This window comes from Candidatus Tisiphia endosymbiont of Neophilaenus lineatus (assembly GCF_964264975.1).
In the GTDB taxonomy this organism is placed as follows: Bacteria; Pseudomonadota; Alphaproteobacteria; order Rickettsiales; family Rickettsiaceae; genus Tisiphia.
Window position 1 is genome coordinate 399,096 of the sequence record NZ_OZ183649.1, and the last position, 16,590, is coordinate 415,685.

Here is a 16,590-nt window from a genome sequence, read left to right on the forward strand (position 1 = left end):
AGTTCCATTATATCACTATTTATTTACGTACTAAGCTATTATATTCTTTTTTTAACAAATTAGTAATTTTACTATCTTCAAAGATAATATTTTGATCACCACGGTTAATCGATTTAATCCCCTTAACTTCTGCAGCTGTACCAGTCATAAAACATTCATTAAACTCCCCTAACCTATCTAGAGTTATGTACTCTTCCTTAACCTCAAGATTTAACTCTTTAGCAAGTTTTATAACTGTTTGACGCGTTATGCCATTTAAAAAACTATCAGCTATCGGTGTAAATAACTGCTCTCCTTTTACAACAAAGATATTTGTAGTAGTACATTCAGCAATAAATCCTCGCCAATCTAATAGAACTGCATCACTATAACCCAAAGACTTAGCTTCTTTTTGGCATACTATCATCATATTGTAATGCCCTGACGATTTACACTGCGGCGGCAACGAGTTTGGATGGCATTTCCGCCAACGTGCAATATGCAAACTTAAATCATCAGAAGGTCTAGGAGTTGATGGAACAGCAGCAATTAATAAATTAACCGATAAATTTACATTAGTTAGATTAAGAGATTCACTACCATACCAAATTAAAGGACGAACATACGCATCTTTAATATTATTCTTTGTTATAAGTAACTGGTGAGCTGTTATAATATCTTCAAAACTATACGGTACCTCTATACTTAAACTTTTTGCCGACTTTATCAAACGTTGGGTATGTTCTTCTAATTTAAAGATTTTGCCATTATAGGCTTTTTCTCCTTCAAAAACTCCACCAGAATAATGTAAACTATGAGTAAGAGCGTGTATCTTAGCCTCCTGCCAATCAATAAATCTACCATTAATCCAGATATAACCTGATAGTTGATTAAGATTTTTAAACGGCTTTTCAGTTAATGTATTTTCTTGTATTATTGTCATTGTCAATGTTCCACTATTAAACTATAGTAATTCTTATCACCGAAAATTTATTTATGCAAAGCTCAAAACCCCACATTCTTGTAGTCGATGATGATACTCGAATACAAAAACTTTTAAAACAGTTTTTGTATAAAAACAACTTTTTAGTATCAACAGCAGCTTCTGTCCAAGAAGCTGAGGAACTATTAAAATCCTCTATTTATGACTTAATTATTCTAGACGTTATGTTGCCGAATGTTACAGGGCTTGATTTTGCCCATACTATAAGATCAAGTAAAAACCTTATACCAATATGTTATGCTAACTGCACTATCACAACCAAGTGATCGTATCAAGGGATTAGAATCTGGTGCATCTGATTATCTGACCAAACCTTTCGAACCGAAAGAATTATTACTCAGGATTAATAACCTATTAAATGGCACCGTCAAGTTAAGTAAAATAGTATCAAAAAGAGCTATATTTTTAGATTTCAGGCAGCAAGAAGTCTTTGAGTGGCTTCGTCCAAAATGGATTTAGCTGATGCAAATGCAATTCTTTGCTCAATTGCTGTTTTACTATATCTTCCAACATTTACGGCAAATATATTTCTGACTTTTCCCATCAGTGATAATTTACAGTGGGCTGAATTAGGATGCTTAAATTTAATTAATATCTTCTCGTTGCGCCTAGTTGGTTGATGAGCATTCTCAACACGATTATTTAGTCTTTTATGAGTGCGATGCTCAGTTTTAGGGCACATAAGCTTAATCGGCTTAATGTAATACCAATTGCAATAATTAACACGGTGTATTTATCCAATCTCTATACATAATTGATTTTACTAAATCTACATTATGAGCAAGTTGATTCCAAGCGTAACAAGCCATAGTAACGATATCTTCATATACACCATAACATTGGTTAGACAAGAAATGATTTTTAATCCATTCCCAAACTTGTTCCATTGCATTAAGTTCCGGTGCATAGGGCGGAAGCGGTATCAAAGTGATATTGCTTGGCACAGTTAGTTTTTTGGCTGTGTGCCAACCTGCATTATCCGTTAGTAAAGCTATATGTCGGTTGCCTTGAATACTGTGAGAAAGCTCTTCTAAGAATTTATTCATTGCCTGTGTGTTTGCATATGGTAAAATTAATGCAAAAGCTTCTCCTGTCTCATGGCAAGCAGCTCCGTAAATATATGTTGAAATAAATTGCTGTTGCCGAACTTTACGGGGTCTAGTGCCACGCTTAGCCCATATATGAGTTAAGCTACCTTGTTGCCCAACTCTAGTTTCATCCTGAGACCATATATCAACTTTACATCTATCGATATTTTTTGGTAATAATTTTGTTAACATGTCTGGAAAGTTTTTTTATATGTATTTTGAGTCTCTTGATTTGACTTTGGATGCATTGAACGAGAAGTAATCCAGCTAAAACCAAGGCGGTGCATAGTATTGTAGACTGTTTTTAAAGCACATTTAGCACCATATTCCTCAAGTAACATGATATGTAGCTCTTTTCCAGTTATATACCCACCAGTTTTACTTTTACTGAGCGTATTGATTTTATCAAAAAGAGCAGATTCTTGTATAGTGTTAATCTTCCTAGGGGCACCGCTTCTTTGTGATTCAAATAATCCTTCAAAACCATGATTCCTAAATCTTCTGAGCCATGATTGCACAGTTTTCCAGTGTGACTTCACTATTTCAGATATGGCTTTAAAAGATTTGCCTAATTGAAGGTGATACATCGCCAATAAACGTATACGATTTCGACCATGCGGCTCATGTTTCATCATTTTTATAAAATCATGACCTTCAAAACCTTGCGGTAATATTAACCTAGCTATTTGAGTACCTATTTTTCAGTTAAAAACTCATGTTAGAACACCGTGTTAATTATTGTAATTGGTATAACTTCTGAGCTTATCAGTAACAATTACTCTTGGAGCTGGATAATGACCCAATAATTTTGATAAAAAACGAATAGCTGATTTTTTGTTACGACGCTTCTGCAGTAATACTTCTAATTCATGCCCCTCAGAGTCAACAGCTCTCCATAATATCAATACCTCGACTTTAATCTTAATATTCATCTCATCTAAATGCCATTTATCAGTTGGTTTCCTCTCTCGCTTTCTGATAACATCTTGAAAATAAACCGCAAATTTATTGCACCAAAATCTTACTGTCTCATGACTTAAAATAATACCTCGATAGGCCATTTGTTCTTGTACATCTCTGTAACTATTATTGAATCGATGATATAACCATACTGCATGGCTAATAATGCTTACTGGAAAACGATGTCTCTTTGGGGATTGAATAATACACATAGCACTGAAATTTAGGTAACAATTGTCACTGATAATCTATAAATTATTCCCTACATTTGCTCAATACTTAATTTACATTTCTCTTAACTTGACGGTACCGTTTTGTGTATTAAACTCAAATTCTTAAATATTTTTATAAATTGTTTTGGTTGCATCTGTCGTGATAATGGCCATAATCTAGTTCCTAGACCACCATCCATAATTACTGGTTTTACTTTCATATATCATTAATTATATAATTATCTAACTAAAGCAACTTATAGTTTATAACTTTAAAAAAGTCTACTAAAATAAACATGGGAATATATATGCACAAAAATCGTAAAAAAACTAATAACTTTTTCTTTAAAATAGCTGGAATAATTATAATTGTTTATGGTTTGTATCTAGGCTATGTAGAGTTTTATGATCACCAATGGAGATATGTAACTCCTACCGACCAACAAGTACAGAAATATACAATTAGTGAAAATAAAGCCCTAAGCTTATACCAATTAATGAAAGATACTCATGAAATATTGACTAAACATAACGTACAATATTGGATTGAGGGCGGTACACTTCTTGGGGCAGCAAGGCATAAAGGTCTTATACCTTATGATGATGACTTAGATATTGCTATAATGCACGCTGATGAAATAAGGTTACAAGATATACTAACAGATTTTGTCAAGTTAGGTTATAAAACTTACCATCAAGATTTTTACACTATATGCAACAAGGTATGTATAGATATTTTTATTTTCCGTCCAAAAGACAACATGTTTATATCTGCTAATTTTAGAACGTTACGTAGCTTTCCTAATGATTTCTTTTATATTAACGAAGTATTTCCACTGAAGAAATATAAATTTGGTGAGATTGAAGTTTATGGTCCTCATGAATTTAAAGGTAACCTAGATAGGCTATACCCAGAATGGGATAAATACGGGATAATTCAGCAACCGCATAGTTATTTTGTTACTCTTTCGCCTATTGAACAAAAGACTAAATTCATTTTAACTCCGAAATTATTAAAGCCAGCTATGCCAACTGGTCCTTTAGAAGACCGGGTAATTCCGAAATTACTAACTAAAGAGTAAATTTATCAATGAGTTATATTTCATTATTGCTTACTACCGGACTTGTTGTTTTATTTAGCTTGTTTGTTTGGTTTTATCATAAGACAACCAAGCTCAATGCAGAATTAGGCTTTCTATCAAATAACTATTTAGAAGCAAATAAGCAGAATCAAATTTTGCAGCAAGAAAAAATTTCTTATATCCAAAAAATTGAGCAATTATCTAGTAAAGTAGACTATCAGAATCAATTGATAGCTGAAGCAGATAAAGCAAGGCAGGAGTCATATGTATCGGCAAAAAATGCTTTATTTGATCTTGGTAATGAATTGTCTAAACAATTAATTGAAATTCATAGACGGGAGAATCAAGAAGCAAGGGAATTATCAGAAAAAAATATTTCGGGGGCAACAAGCAAATTTAATAACGAGTTTGAACGTTTAATAAACATGGTTGGGTCATTAAGTAGGGATATCGAACAATCTAAAGGAACAGTAGACATTATTAAACAATCCCTTCTTTCTCCATCTGGAGCTGGATTACTTGCTGAAATTACTCTTGAGAACATTCTAAAATCATCAGGTCTACGTTCTAATTTAGACTTTATCATACAATATTCTGTGACAACTACCGATAATTTAAAACTTAGACCAGATGCCCTAGTTTTCTTACCTTCTGGTAACTTAATGGTTATAGATGCAAAAGCTTCAAAGTTTTTAGTAGATTTAGGGCAAGATAGTTCTAATCTTAGTAAAACCATGAATAATCATTTAAAGTCCTTAAATAGTAAAGATTACGCGGAAAATGTTTTAGCTAGTTTCCAAGATAAAAAGGAACATTTTGGTAATATAGTTACTTTGATGTTTGTCCCTACTGAACAGGCAATTGAAAAAATTCTGATTGCAGATAATAATTTTTTATACAAGGCCTGGGAAAGCAATATTTTCCCAGTTGGTCCAGCAGGACTTATGAATATGCTATCATTTGCTAAATTCCAAATTTCAGATTATAGACGGTCAGAAAATCACAAATTAATTATAGAAGAGGTAAGAAAATTATTGACCTCTATTGCTTCGTTAGCGGAGCATTCGCAGAAACTTGGCAATAATATTCAGCATATAGTCAATAATTATGATAAATTTGCCGCTTCTTTTAATCGACATTTTTTATCTAAGGCTAGGAATATTCAAAAATTAGGCATAGATATTGGTAACAAAACAATCCAGCATCCTATAGAGCGTTATCAGCTTGTTTCATCAAAATCTGAAATTATTGATGCCCAGTTGCTCGAATCATCCGATAAAATCAAGGAATTAGAATAGACCTCTTGCATAATTTGCGTATCATAATTTCAAAAAATGAGGAATTGACTTTAATTGTTAAAATATATATACTTAAAATATATATACTCAAATAATTTGAAGAATTGGATTTGAAAATGAATGGTAAGTAAGCGGAACGTACAATAGTATAGTTATGCATGCGAATCCATGATATTTTCAAAGCAGAAGAGTATACTTAAATTAACGTCATAATGACGTCAGTATGATATCAAAATTATGAGACATAGAGCGTGACAAAAATTATTAATTCTAAATATAAGGCTAGCAGAAGACTTGGTGTAAGCCTGTGGGGCGATAGTAAAGATGCCTTCAATACAAGAAATTATCGTCCTGGTCAACATGGTCAGAATAGTATGGTTAAAACTTCTGATTATGGTCTACATTTGAAGGCTAAACAAAAACTTAAATGCCATTATGGTAGAATTAACGAGAAGCAATTTAGAAATACTTTTACTCTCGCACAAAAAATGAAAGGCAATACGGGTGAAAATTTTATCGCCCTATTGGAAAGAAGGCTTGACGCTGTTATATACAGAATGAATATTGCACCAACGATTTTTGCTGCAAGACAATTTGTTACCCATGGTCACATTAAAGTGAATGGTAAAAAGGTTAATATCCCAAGTATAAGACTAAAAGAAGGAGATGTCATCGAGCTAAAGGAATCAGCAAAACAAATCCCTGTAATACTCGAGACAGCTAGCAAACAAGGAAACATTGTACCAAGCTATTTAACTTTTGATTCCAATTCATTGTCTGGTCAGTTTGTCAGAATCCCAGTAATTTCTGATGTTCCGTACCCATTTGAACCAGAAGTACATTTAGTAGTTGAACTCTATTCAAGATAATTAAGAGACTAAATATCATCCCTGCTTCGGTGCAGCTTACTCGCCATGTTATCTCACCCCTGTGTAAACAGGGGGCTATGATATTTAACACATTCTTCTAGGCTATTTTCTTAGATATCAGCCTATGTTGTGATGACAATTCATATTAAAATTTGCTCCTGCCTATAATAGCTTATTAGATATCTTGTGAAACTCGCTTATGCTGAAGAATTGAAAGAAGCCACGAAACCCTCGACCTGCAGCATACTCAACTGTGTGTGAGGAGCAGAGTACCGGGAGCATGAATAAATTACCAACAGAAGTAGAGTTTGCCAAAGATATCTATTGATCACCACGTTCCAACCAATGTCCTTCAGCTGGTGACAAGTCACTTGCCACAGCTCTTCTGTCATCAAATACAAAACATTCTCCTTGCCATAACCTATTACGATTATGGGTCACTTCTAAATATTGTAAAATACCGCCTTTAAGATGGTACACATCATTAAAACCCAGTTTCTTCAAATAGGCTGTTGATTTCTCGCATCTAATCCCACCAGTACAAAACACTGCTACTTTTTTTCCAGCAAGTAATTCTTTATTCTGCTCTACCCATTTGGGAAATTGCTTAAACGTTTCTGTCTTCGGATCTATAGCCCCTTTAAAAGTACCTACACAAACTTCATAGTCATTTCTAGTGTCTATTAATACCACATTATTTTGGCTAATAAACTTGTCCCAGTCCTGTGGTTCAATATATTCTCCTTTAAGATTTGCAATATCAAGATCCCCAACTGTCATAGCAATAATTTCTTTTTTCAGCTTTACTTTTAATTTTTGAAAGGGATGGATATCACAATAATTTATTTTAATATTTACATCTTCCGCAGATGTAAGTTTTATAATTTCATCTACTAAAAAATTTACATCTTCTTTTGTCCCAGAAATTGAACCATTAAATCCTTCTAGAGCTAAAAGAATAGTACCCCTAATTCTTCTGTTTTTACCAATAAGTAAAATCTTTGGCAGCAAAATCTCAAGGTTTTCTAGGTTAGTAAAACTATAAAAACTTAATACTGCTATTTTAGCATTATCCATACTGACTTCATTACTACTAATTTTCAAATTTGGTAACTGGCAAGGCTGTAAACATAGAAACACCTCGTCTCTGTACCAACAAGATTATATTTTGCTTTTTAATAGATTGGGCATTGTCATACAATATATTTAATTGATCTATAGAAGCTATAGGTTGTTGATTGCTCGCTATTACTAAATCACCAATTTTAAAACCATAATTTTTTCCATCTTTTGCGATATCAGTTACAATAATGCCCTCAACTTTACTTTTAATAGCAAATTTTCGTTTAAGGTTATCTGTTAAATTACTAAAAGTAACATTATTTTTTACAACAGAAAATTTATTATCAGAAGTTTTATCGCTTACCTTGTCGTTTACTTTTTTTGGCTCTATATCCTCTTCACTACTAATCTTGCCACTTAATTCTTGATTTTTGCCATTTCGTACAACGATAATTTTTACCTCTTGATCGACGGTAGTTTCAGCAACCATTATCTGGAGCCTCCTAGAATTTTTTACCGGTTGTCCAGCAAATTCTATTATTACATCCCCAGGTTTTATACCAAATTTATCAGCTGGACCATCTTTTTGTACTTCCACTACTAACGCTCCCGAAGCTTCTTTTAACTCAAACCCTTCAGCTATTTCATTAGTTAATTCTTGAATTACTACCCCAAGCCTACCGCGATTAATTTTTCCATTTTGCCTTAGCTGGTCAATAATTGATTTAGCAGTATTAGATGGAATAGCAAATCCAATACCAATACTAGTCCCAGAAGGTGAAAATATTGCTGTATTGACTCCTATAACTTCACCATTAATATTGAACATTGGACCACCGGAATTACCATTATTAATAGCCGCATCAGTCTGTATAAAATCATCTACTATACCGTTAGTGTTATCAATATCACGTCCCTTTGAAGATATAATACCAGCAGTTACTGTTCCTCCAAGTCTACCAAAAGGATTACCAATAGCAATAACCTGATCTCCTACCCTAGCTTTACTGGAATCACCGAATTTTACAAAAGGCAAAGGAGTTTCGATCTCAATTTTTAAAAGAGCAAGATCAGTTTTTTTGTCACTACCTACCAATTTGGCTGATAGCTCCCTATTATTCGTTAATTTTATGTGAATCTCATCTGCATTTGCAACTACATGATGGTTGGTAACAATAAAACCTGTAGGATCTATAATAAAACCAGAGCCAAGGGGAACAGATTTAGGATTTGAATACATCTCATCAAAATCAAAAGGTAGATTAAAACGCTCCAAAAGTTCATTAAAATGATCGAATGGAAAACGCTCAAAAGATTTTTTATGAGAATCCTCTAATTTTTGGTTATATTGTACTGTATACACATTTACCACAGCTGGAATAAGTGGCTCAACAATGTCTGCAAAACTATAATTATGGGATTCAGGTATCTTTATTGGCACTGACTGTAAATTATTAGATTCCTCAGGAGTAATTTTGCTTGGCTGGATATTTTCAGCAAAAACAGAAGATGCCAACCACATAGTCATCAGAAAAGTGACAATTAAATACCTTAGTAAATTGTTAAACTTACGAATATTTTGGACCATATCATCACCCAATTACTAATCATTTTTACTCTCTCAATGTCATTCTATTTACCCAACTTTAGATATTTAAATAGCTCTGCTTCCGGAGACAACACAAAAGAAGTATCATCTTTCTTTAAAGAATTTTTATATACTTCTAAGGATCTATAAAATTTATAGAATTCTGGATCAACAGAATAAGCAAGATTATATATCTTAGCTGCCTCCATATCACCATCACCTTTTATGATTTGAGATTGCATATAAGCTTCAGCAAGTAATATTTTACTTTCTTTGTCAGCTCTTGATCTTATACGAGCCCCTTCTTCTTGTCCTTCAGCTCTTATTTGGGTAGCTTCTTTTTCACGAGCAGTTTGCATGCGGCGATAAATTGCTGCACTATTCTCTTTCGGTAAATCAGCTCTTAAGATTCTAACGTCAATTACATCAAGTCCAAAATTCTTTGCTTCCTCATTAACCTGGTTTAAGATATTTGACATTATGTCAGACCTTGCACTTGTAAGAAGACTAGTCAAAGGTAATCTACCTATAACCTTTCTCATTGAAGATTCTAGGTTTTTATTAAGTCTAATTTTAACACCTTGGTAGTTATGTACAGTTTTGTAAAACATCACAGGATCAACAATACGAAATTTGGCAAAAGCATCTACGATTACCCTTTTTCCATCAGAAGCAGTTAGCTCTTTTGCTTCCGCCTCTACATTTAAGATACGTTTATCAAAAAATTCAACATTTTGAATAAATGGAATCTTTATATTTAATCCTGGACTTTCAATGGTTCTCATTGCTTCACCAAATTGAAATACCACAGCGGAATGGCGTTGATCAACAGTAAATAAAGCACTGGTAACTGATAATAATAATCCGAACACTACGAAACTTATATAATAAATTGTCTTCATCCAGCACTACTCCTTAATTTTATTTTGCTGAATTGCCATATGCGGCAAAACGCCATTAGTACCCATAATAACTTTGCTGGTATCCATTAGAATATTTTCTATAGCTTCTAAGTAAAGGCGATCCTTAGTTATTGACTTATTAGCAACATATTGTGTATATACAGCAGCAAACCTTTTGCTGTCTCCTTCAGCTCTTGAGATAACCTCTTGTCTGTAACCTTCTGCTTCTTGGACAATTTTAGCTGCCTGCCCTCTAGCTTTAGGTAAAATATCATTATTATAGGATTGTGCTTGATTTATCTCACGTTCTTTATCGGCTTTAGAAGTTTGTACATCCCTATAAGCATCAATTACTTCAGCTGGCGGCTCAGCTTTTAGTAACTGCACTTTCTCAATACCAACACCAGCATTATAATGATCAAGGATTTTCTGTGTTAAAGCTTCAATCTTATTAGTGATTTCTTGTTTTTGGTCTGATAATATCGAAGAGATAGGAGTATTGCCTATAACTTCTCTTATAGCACTTTCAGCAGCTGTTTTTACAGAATCTTCTGGATTAACAATATTAAAAATATATTTTTCTAAATCAGTAATATGCCACATTATATCACAATTTAGTGCAACAATATTCTCATCGCCAGTAAGCATAGTACTTTCAGCAGCCACAGCTTTGGTGTTGTCCACATTAGACCTAAGGCTACTTGTTGATCTATAGCCGATCTCAATTCTACGAGACTGGTTTACCTTCTCAACTACTACCTGTTCAAACGGTAATGGAAGGTGATAATTCAAACCAGGGAATCCTTTACGGACAAACTTACCAAACCTCATTACTGCAGCTTCTTCTCCTTCCTTAACTTCATAAACTCCGGAGGCAAACCAAACAGCAACTAACGACAACAAAACTAACACCATTATGTTATTGTTGAAGCCAAACTTATTATAGAAATCATGAAGGTTAAACTTATTTTTTTTCCTTGGCCTAGTAAATATATTATATTCACTTTTTTCTTCCTCTTCAGAATCTCCCCAAGGGGATTTTCTTAGAACCTGAGTATATATTCGATTAAACATTTTCTACTATTGCTTTTTGTTAATTTGTATATTATATCACTAAATATAGTTAGCACTAATATCTTATAAAAGAAATTTAGTATATAATTATATCTTATATATCTAATCGCGTCAAGGCTCGTTACTAAAAAATCAACACCTGTATTATAACATTTCTAGCATCTGAGGCTTATGAAAATATAGAAGTACTAGAACTACATGGACCTACTACTAAGATTAATGCTAAAATTATACTAATTGCAATAATGAACACGGTGTTATAAAATGGGTTTTTAACTGATAAATAGGTACTCAAATAGCTAGGTTAATATTACCGCAAGGTTTTGAAGGTCATGATTTTATAAAAATGATGAAACATGAGCCGCATGGTTGAAATCGTATACGTTTATTGGCGATGTATCACCTTCAATTAGGCAAATCTTTTAAAGCCATATCTGAAATAGTGAAGTCACACTGGAAAACTGTGCAATCATCGCTCAGAAGATTTAGGAATCATGGTTTTGAAGGATTATTTGAATCACAAAGAAGCGGTGCCCCTAGGAAGATTAACAGTATACAAGAGTCTGCTATTTTTGATAAAATCAATACGCTCAGTGAAAGTAAAACTGGTGGGTATATAACTGGAAAGGAGCTACATATCATGTTAGTTGAGGAATATGGTGCTAAATGTGCTTTAAAAACAGTCTACAATACTATGCACCGCCTTGGTTTTAGCTGGATTACTGCTCGTTCAATGCATCCAAAATCAAATCAAGAGACTCAAAATAGATATAAAAAAACTTTCCAGACATGTTAACAAAATTATTAGCAAAAAATATCGATAGATGTAAAGTTGATATATGGTCTCAGGATGAAACTAGAGTTGGGCAACAAGGTAGCTTAACTCGTATATGGGCTAAGCGTGGCACTAGACCCCGTAAAGTTCGGCAACAGCAATTTATTTCAACATATATTTACGGAGCTGCTTGCCATGAGACAGGAGAAGCTTGTGCATTAATTTTACCATATGCAAACACACAGGCAATGAATAAATTCTTAGAAGAGCTTTCTCACAGTATTCAAGGCAACCGACATATAGCTTTACTAACGGATAATGCAGGTTGGCACACAGCCAAAAAACTAACTGTGCCAAGCAATATCACTTTGATACCGCTTCCGCCCTATGCACCGGAACTTAATGCAATGGAACAAGTTTGGGAATGGATTAAAAATCATTTCTTGTCTAACCAATGTTATGGTGTATATGAAGATATCGTTACTATGGCTTGTTACGCTTGGAATCAACTTGCTCATAATGTAGATTGAGTAAAATCAATTATGTATAGAGATTGGATAAATATACCGTGTTAATTATTACAATTGGTATAAATCCTCCCATATACCTTTGTCAACCCATCTCTTAAATCTGCGATAAATACTGTACCAACAACCATAATTATCAGCTAGAAGACGCCATTGGCAACCTGTTCTAACAATAAACCATATTGCTTCAATAAAATGTCTCATTTTTTCTTCATTCTTGTTGTGTATACCATTTCTTTCATTAAAAAATGATGCAATTACTTCCCATGCTTGTTCTTCTATGTAATACTTCATATTGGTAGTTCCTTTTTTTGATAACTAGAAACTACCATTTCTTCTTACTATGGCAACTTTTTATTCCTCTTGCCTAACTATAATTTTTGTCAATAGAACCTAGCAACAAAAGTTAGAGTACCAAGAGAGGTAACTAAGAGAGATAAGAATGTGATAATCCTAAAATTAAATTTATCTAGCATTATACCAATTGGTAATTGCATTCCTGCATAACCTAGATAATAATATCCAGCAAACGTGCCAAATGCTATGGTATCAATGGCAAATTTTTGTATAATTTCTTCTCTAAGAATTCCAGTTGAGAGTCTTAATATAAATTGAAAAGCAAAAAACAGGGTGGCAATAGACTATAGCAAAAGTGGTTTTTTTAAGGATAAAGCTTTATTCACAGGAAAATTTACATTATAATTATGTTGTATTTTAAGGTAGCAAACTATAGTATCGATAATATTTTGTCAAACCTATTATTTTTATAAACCAGTTTGAATTATGGGGCAGTTTGAGGCATATTCGTTATTATTTATTGATAGTTTAGTAGGTAATTTAGTTATAAGTTTAGATAGTGAATTAATCGTTTACTCTATGAGGATATTTGGTGTTTATAATAATTTAATAATAGTTACTGTCGCTACCATTGCTTCATTATTTGCTACTGCTATAAATTATTTCTTTGGTTTGATATTATTGAAAATTTTTTATTATTCTAAAAATGAACAGGTTCATACTAACCACCAATCATTTTCTCAATTTTTTTTAAAATATAACATATTTATACTTTGGTTTACGATAATACCTTTATGGGGCAAATTTATTCCTTTAATTGCCGGTTTTACTAAAACAAGATTTTTAAGAGTTTTAGTTATTAGTGGTGCTGTCAAGTTATGTTATTATATTTGTATGATATAATTAGGGAATTTAATGAACCTTTATAGAGTCAATCCGTCTTCATCGTTTTTGGATATAGTAGCTGATTTTATTCTAGATAATTTTGCTAAAGAATCTATTAGCAATCTTAAAATTATATTGCCGAGTGGCTTTGCTTGTTTAAATTTACAAAATATTTTGATTAAGAAGCAAAATATTGCGATTTTACCGAATATTATCCCTTTTTCCAATATTATGGCTGAAGGTGAGGAAATATTTGGTATTACATCAGAAAATCTAGAGCCTATAACGTTTTTGCAAGAGAGAATTATATTAGCAGAAATCATCCATAATTACCCTAAGCTACAATTCAGTATAACACAATCTTTACAGTTTTGTTCAACAATAGCAGAGTTATTTTATCAGCTAGCTTGTAATGATTTATCAATAGATTCTGTAAATGAAATAGAAAAAATGAATCCATCAAAACATTGGAATGTTATTTATGAATTTCTTAAATATACTCATCAGCAATGGAAAAAACAGATAGGATTGCTAGATCGTGTAAATTATCAAATAACTATGATGGAAGCAGAGATAGCACGGTTGAAAAGAGCTGATACCAATTTAATAGTAGCGGGTATCATGGGTCACAATCTTATATCATGGAATTTCTTAAAGAATGTTGCTAATTTACCATGTGGTTTTATAATTTTACCGCCTATTAGTAATAGACCTCTATTAGAATATGATAATCCAGAAGAAGATTATTTATATAGCCTAAAAAAATTACTGACAATTCTAAATAAAGATTTATCAGATTTTCAGCCTTTAGGTAATGAGCAGCAACATCATTCTATTTTAGATCAGATAATTTTTGAAGATAAAGATTTAACACTTGCTAAGCAGGAACATTTAAACATTGAAGGAGATAGGGATGACATTGGTCTAGTAAAATATTTTGAGCTTGAGGATATTTTTCAAGAAGCAGAACAAATAAGCCTGATCTGTAAACAGTATAGTGATAAGAAGATAGCTATTATTGTTAATAATCAAACAACCAAAGATTTTTACTGTAATTCTTTGACCAAATATTCCTTAGAATTTCAAGATTTACTAGGTGATAATTTAACAAAAACGTTAGTTAGTTCTCTAATAATTTCTGTTAGTGAAATATTATGTAATGATTTTGAGATAAAAAAGTTATTCTTACTATTAAAGAATCCTTTTATTAATTGTAAATTAGTAGCAAAATTAGAACTCTTAATGAGTGGTCAAAACCGTTTTACACGGCAATCCGGCCAAATGCTGTCTTTAGTAGAAAAAACTAATGATGATGCGTTAATAAATTGGTGTAAGAAACTAATAAACTTACTATATACAAATAGTATTAGTAGTTTGGATGCTAGTAGTTTTGTTAAAATATTAAAATCCTCGATTAAGATTGCTGAAAAACTTTATCCAAATATTTGGTATGAACAGCCGGCTGCTGAGCTATCAACTTTTCTATCTAGCTTAATAAAAAATAATTGTAGTCTAACATTAAATAATAAAAAATGCTTTCCAGAGTTACTTAAATCTTTAATGTCTAGTTGTAACTATTTTGTACATAATAATTATTCTAAAAATATAATTATTGGTAAAGCTGAAGATTTAATGTTACTTAAATTTGACCTAGTAATTTTAGCCGACTTTAATCAAAGAAGCTTAGCTTCGTCATCAGCTGTGAATCAGTGGATTAATGAGCAGACGCTTAAAAAATTACATATTGCTACTGAATATGCCATACATCAATATTATTTCTATTTATTTTTGCATAATGCTCAAGTGATAATTACTAGAGCAAAAAGACAAGATAGTAAAGCTGGTGTGTTACCATCAAATTTATTATTAAAATTGCAATTTATTTTACAGAAAAGTTTGATTTCAGAAAATTATTTAACATATTTATCAGAAAATAACTTAGTGGATGTACCAAATAATGTTAATATGGTTGAGTCAATTATAACTAATCCTATTAATATTAGTTCCAATTTACAGGATGATTTAAAAATCGTAGGGGAAATAAACTCTAATCCTCATTGCGAGGAGGTCGTAGAATCGACAAAGCAATCCAAGGAAACTTATACTAATCTAGATTGCTTCTTTGCTGCTAAAACAGTTCCTCGCAATGATGGTATGGACGTTAATTTACTTAGTTACGTTAGTAGTCCAATTTTTCCTGAGATAATCTCAGTTACTGATATAGAAATGTTGGTACGGAATCCTTATAGTTTCTATGCTAAGAAGATTTTGAATTTGAGAAGCAAGGATATGATAGGGCAGGAGCCTAAAATATCTGAATTTGGTAGTTTTGTTCATAAGATCTTAGAACAATATTCTAAAAATTATGATAAGTTAGAAAATAACAAAGTTGGATTAATATTGGAAATTAGTAATAATATTTTACAGAATACTATTCTGCCAGCCTATACACAAAAAATTTGGCAAATAAAATTTATTCCTATTGCTGAGTCTTTTATTGAGTTTGATGAAAAACGTAGAAGTGATTTCCAATATATTTATTCAGAATGTAGAGGAGAAATTTTGTTAAATATTGGAGGGCAAGAATTAACAATAATTGGAGTTGCTGATAGAATTGAGGTAGATAAGCTTGGGGCAGCTGTCATTATCGATTATAAGACTGGTAGCTTACCGAGTAAAAAAGATGTAGAAGCTGGATTATCTCCGCAGTTAATCATTGAAGGCTTAATGTTACAGGAAGGTGGTTTTGCTATGAAAGTTCATAGCGTTAAACAGGTTACTTATGTAAAAATTTCTAGCTCGAAGCCAATAATCCAAACTTTGGAAATAGACTTAATGAAAGAAGACTTAGATCGTCATAAACAGGGGATGATGCGAGTACTAGAATATTATGTAACGAATAAAAACTTTCCATATGCTATTGATTTACTAAAGTATGACGACTATGCACATTTGGCAAGGAGAGATTTATGAAGAAAATAGCTCGGCG

General features: G+C 32.3%; 17 protein-coding genes and 2 pseudogenes. 8 read left to right on the forward strand and 11 right to left on the reverse strand.

What is annotated here, in order from left to right:
- Positions 1–19: 19 nt before the first annotated feature.
- Entirely contained in the window at positions 20–922 is a 903-nt protein-coding gene (locus ACFE3K_RS02440; protein ID WP_375359222.1) for a branched-chain amino acid transaminase, read from the reverse strand.
- 53 nt (positions 923–975) lie between these two features.
- On the opposite strand from ACFE3K_RS02440, the pseudogene ACFE3K_RS02445 reads away from it, so the two are divergent.
- Positions 976–1,342 (forward strand): annotated as a pseudogene (locus tag ACFE3K_RS02445) (response regulator transcription factor); the annotation flags it as partial.
- Positions 1,343–1,394: 52 nt separating this feature from the next.
- On the opposite strand, the gene ACFE3K_RS02450 reads toward ACFE3K_RS02445, so the two are convergent.
- The 5 genes from ACFE3K_RS02450 to ACFE3K_RS02470 form a co-directional block, all read right to left on the reverse strand.
- Positions 1,395–1,664 carry a transposase gene (locus ACFE3K_RS02450; RefSeq protein ID WP_375359223.1) on the reverse strand — a complete coding sequence of 90 codons (270 nt, stop codon included), beginning with the start codon at positions 1,662–1,664 and terminating at the stop codon, positions 1,395–1,397.
- Positions 1,665–1,701: 37 nt separating this feature from the next.
- A complete protein-coding gene (locus ACFE3K_RS02455) occupies positions 1,702–2,262 on the reverse strand; it encodes an IS630 family transposase (RefSeq protein WP_375359225.1) in 561 nt (186 codons plus the stop codon).
- A complete protein-coding gene (locus ACFE3K_RS02460; protein WP_375358861.1) occupies positions 2,256–2,705 on the reverse strand; it encodes a helix-turn-helix domain-containing protein in 450 nt (149 codons plus the stop codon). The genes ACFE3K_RS02455 and ACFE3K_RS02460 overlap by 7 nt, the downstream gene beginning before the upstream one ends.
- Before the next feature lie 96 nt (positions 2,706–2,801).
- Positions 2,802–3,242, reverse strand: a complete 441-nt coding sequence (locus ACFE3K_RS02465) for an IS6 family transposase (protein ID WP_375359226.1) — start codon at positions 3,240–3,242, stop codon at positions 2,802–2,804.
- Between the two features lie 83 nt (positions 3,243–3,325).
- A complete protein-coding gene (locus tag ACFE3K_RS02470) occupies positions 3,326–3,463 on the reverse strand; it encodes a sugar phosphate nucleotidyltransferase (protein ID WP_375359227.1) in 138 nt (45 codons plus the stop codon).
- Between the two features lie 87 nt (positions 3,464–3,550).
- Here ACFE3K_RS02470 and ACFE3K_RS02475 point away from each other — a divergent pair, with 87 nt between their 5' ends.
- From ACFE3K_RS02475 to rpsD, 3 genes are all read left to right on the forward strand, one after another.
- Positions 3,551–4,324: a LicD family protein gene (locus tag ACFE3K_RS02475; protein ID WP_375359228.1), complete on the forward strand. Its 774-nt coding sequence runs from the start codon at positions 3,551–3,553 to the stop codon at positions 4,322–4,324.
- 8 nt (positions 4,325–4,332) lie between these two features.
- Positions 4,333–5,622 (forward strand): DNA recombination protein RmuC, encoded by a 1,290-nt coding sequence (locus ACFE3K_RS02480; protein WP_342259962.1) that lies wholly within the window; start codon positions 4,333–4,335, stop codon positions 5,620–5,622.
- Between the two features lie 251 nt (positions 5,623–5,873).
- Positions 5,874–6,491 (forward strand): 30S ribosomal protein S4, encoded by a 618-nt coding sequence (gene rpsD, locus ACFE3K_RS02485; RefSeq protein WP_341755185.1) that lies wholly within the window; start codon positions 5,874–5,876, stop codon positions 6,489–6,491.
- Between the two features lie 321 nt (positions 6,492–6,812).
- Here the strand turns inward: rpsD and ACFE3K_RS02490 are convergent, their stop codons facing one another.
- The 4 genes from ACFE3K_RS02490 to hflK all read right to left on the reverse strand — a co-directional run bounded on the left by ACFE3K_RS02490 (position 6,813) and on the right by hflK (position 11,117).
- Positions 6,813–7,568 (reverse strand): rhodanese-like domain-containing protein, encoded by a 756-nt coding sequence (locus ACFE3K_RS02490; protein WP_375359456.1) that lies wholly within the window; start codon positions 7,566–7,568, stop codon positions 6,813–6,815.
- 16 nt (positions 7,569–7,584) lie between these two features.
- On the reverse strand, positions 7,585–9,075 hold the full coding sequence (locus ACFE3K_RS02495) for a Do family serine endopeptidase (protein WP_375359229.1): 1,491 nt from the start codon (positions 9,073–9,075) through the stop codon (positions 7,585–7,587).
- A gap of 110 nt (positions 9,076–9,185) precedes the next feature.
- Entirely contained in the window at positions 9,186–10,043 is an 858-nt protein-coding gene (gene hflC, locus ACFE3K_RS02500) for a protease modulator HflC (RefSeq protein WP_375359230.1), read from the reverse strand.
- Between the two features lie 6 nt (positions 10,044–10,049).
- Complete coding sequence (hflK, locus tag ACFE3K_RS02505) at positions 10,050–11,117, reverse strand: FtsH protease activity modulator HflK (protein WP_375359231.1); 1,068 nt, start codon at positions 11,115–11,117, stop codon at positions 10,050–10,052.
- Positions 11,118–11,511: 394 nt separating this feature from the next.
- On the opposite strand from hflK, the gene ACFE3K_RS02510 reads away from it, so the two are divergent.
- Together ACFE3K_RS02510 and ACFE3K_RS02515 are read left to right on the forward strand one after the other, a co-directional pair.
- Entirely contained in the window at positions 11,512–11,913 is a 402-nt protein-coding gene (locus tag ACFE3K_RS02510; protein ID WP_375359232.1) for a helix-turn-helix domain-containing protein, read from the forward strand.
- Positions 11,907–12,422 carry an IS630 family transposase gene (locus tag ACFE3K_RS02515; protein WP_375359233.1) on the forward strand — a complete coding sequence of 172 codons (516 nt, stop codon included), beginning with the start codon at positions 11,907–11,909 and terminating at the stop codon, positions 12,420–12,422. The genes ACFE3K_RS02510 and ACFE3K_RS02515 overlap by 7 nt, the downstream gene beginning before the upstream one ends.
- Positions 12,423–12,470: 48 nt before the next feature.
- On the opposite strand, the gene ACFE3K_RS02520 is transcribed toward ACFE3K_RS02515, so the two are convergent.
- Entirely contained in the window at positions 12,471–12,713 is a 243-nt protein-coding gene (locus tag ACFE3K_RS02520; RefSeq protein WP_375359234.1) for a transposase, read from the reverse strand.
- Positions 12,714–13,202: 489 nt separating this feature from the next.
- Here ACFE3K_RS02520 and ACFE3K_RS02525 point away from each other — a divergent pair, with 489 nt between their 5' ends.
- A complete protein-coding gene (locus tag ACFE3K_RS02525) occupies positions 13,203–13,619 on the forward strand; it encodes a DedA family protein (protein WP_375359235.1) in 417 nt (138 codons plus the stop codon).
- A gap of 48 nt (positions 13,620–13,667) precedes the next feature.
- Positions 13,668–16,394: pseudogene (locus ACFE3K_RS02530) on the forward strand (PD-(D/E)XK nuclease family protein); the annotation flags it as partial.
- Between the last annotated feature and the right edge of the window lie 196 nt (positions 16,395–16,590).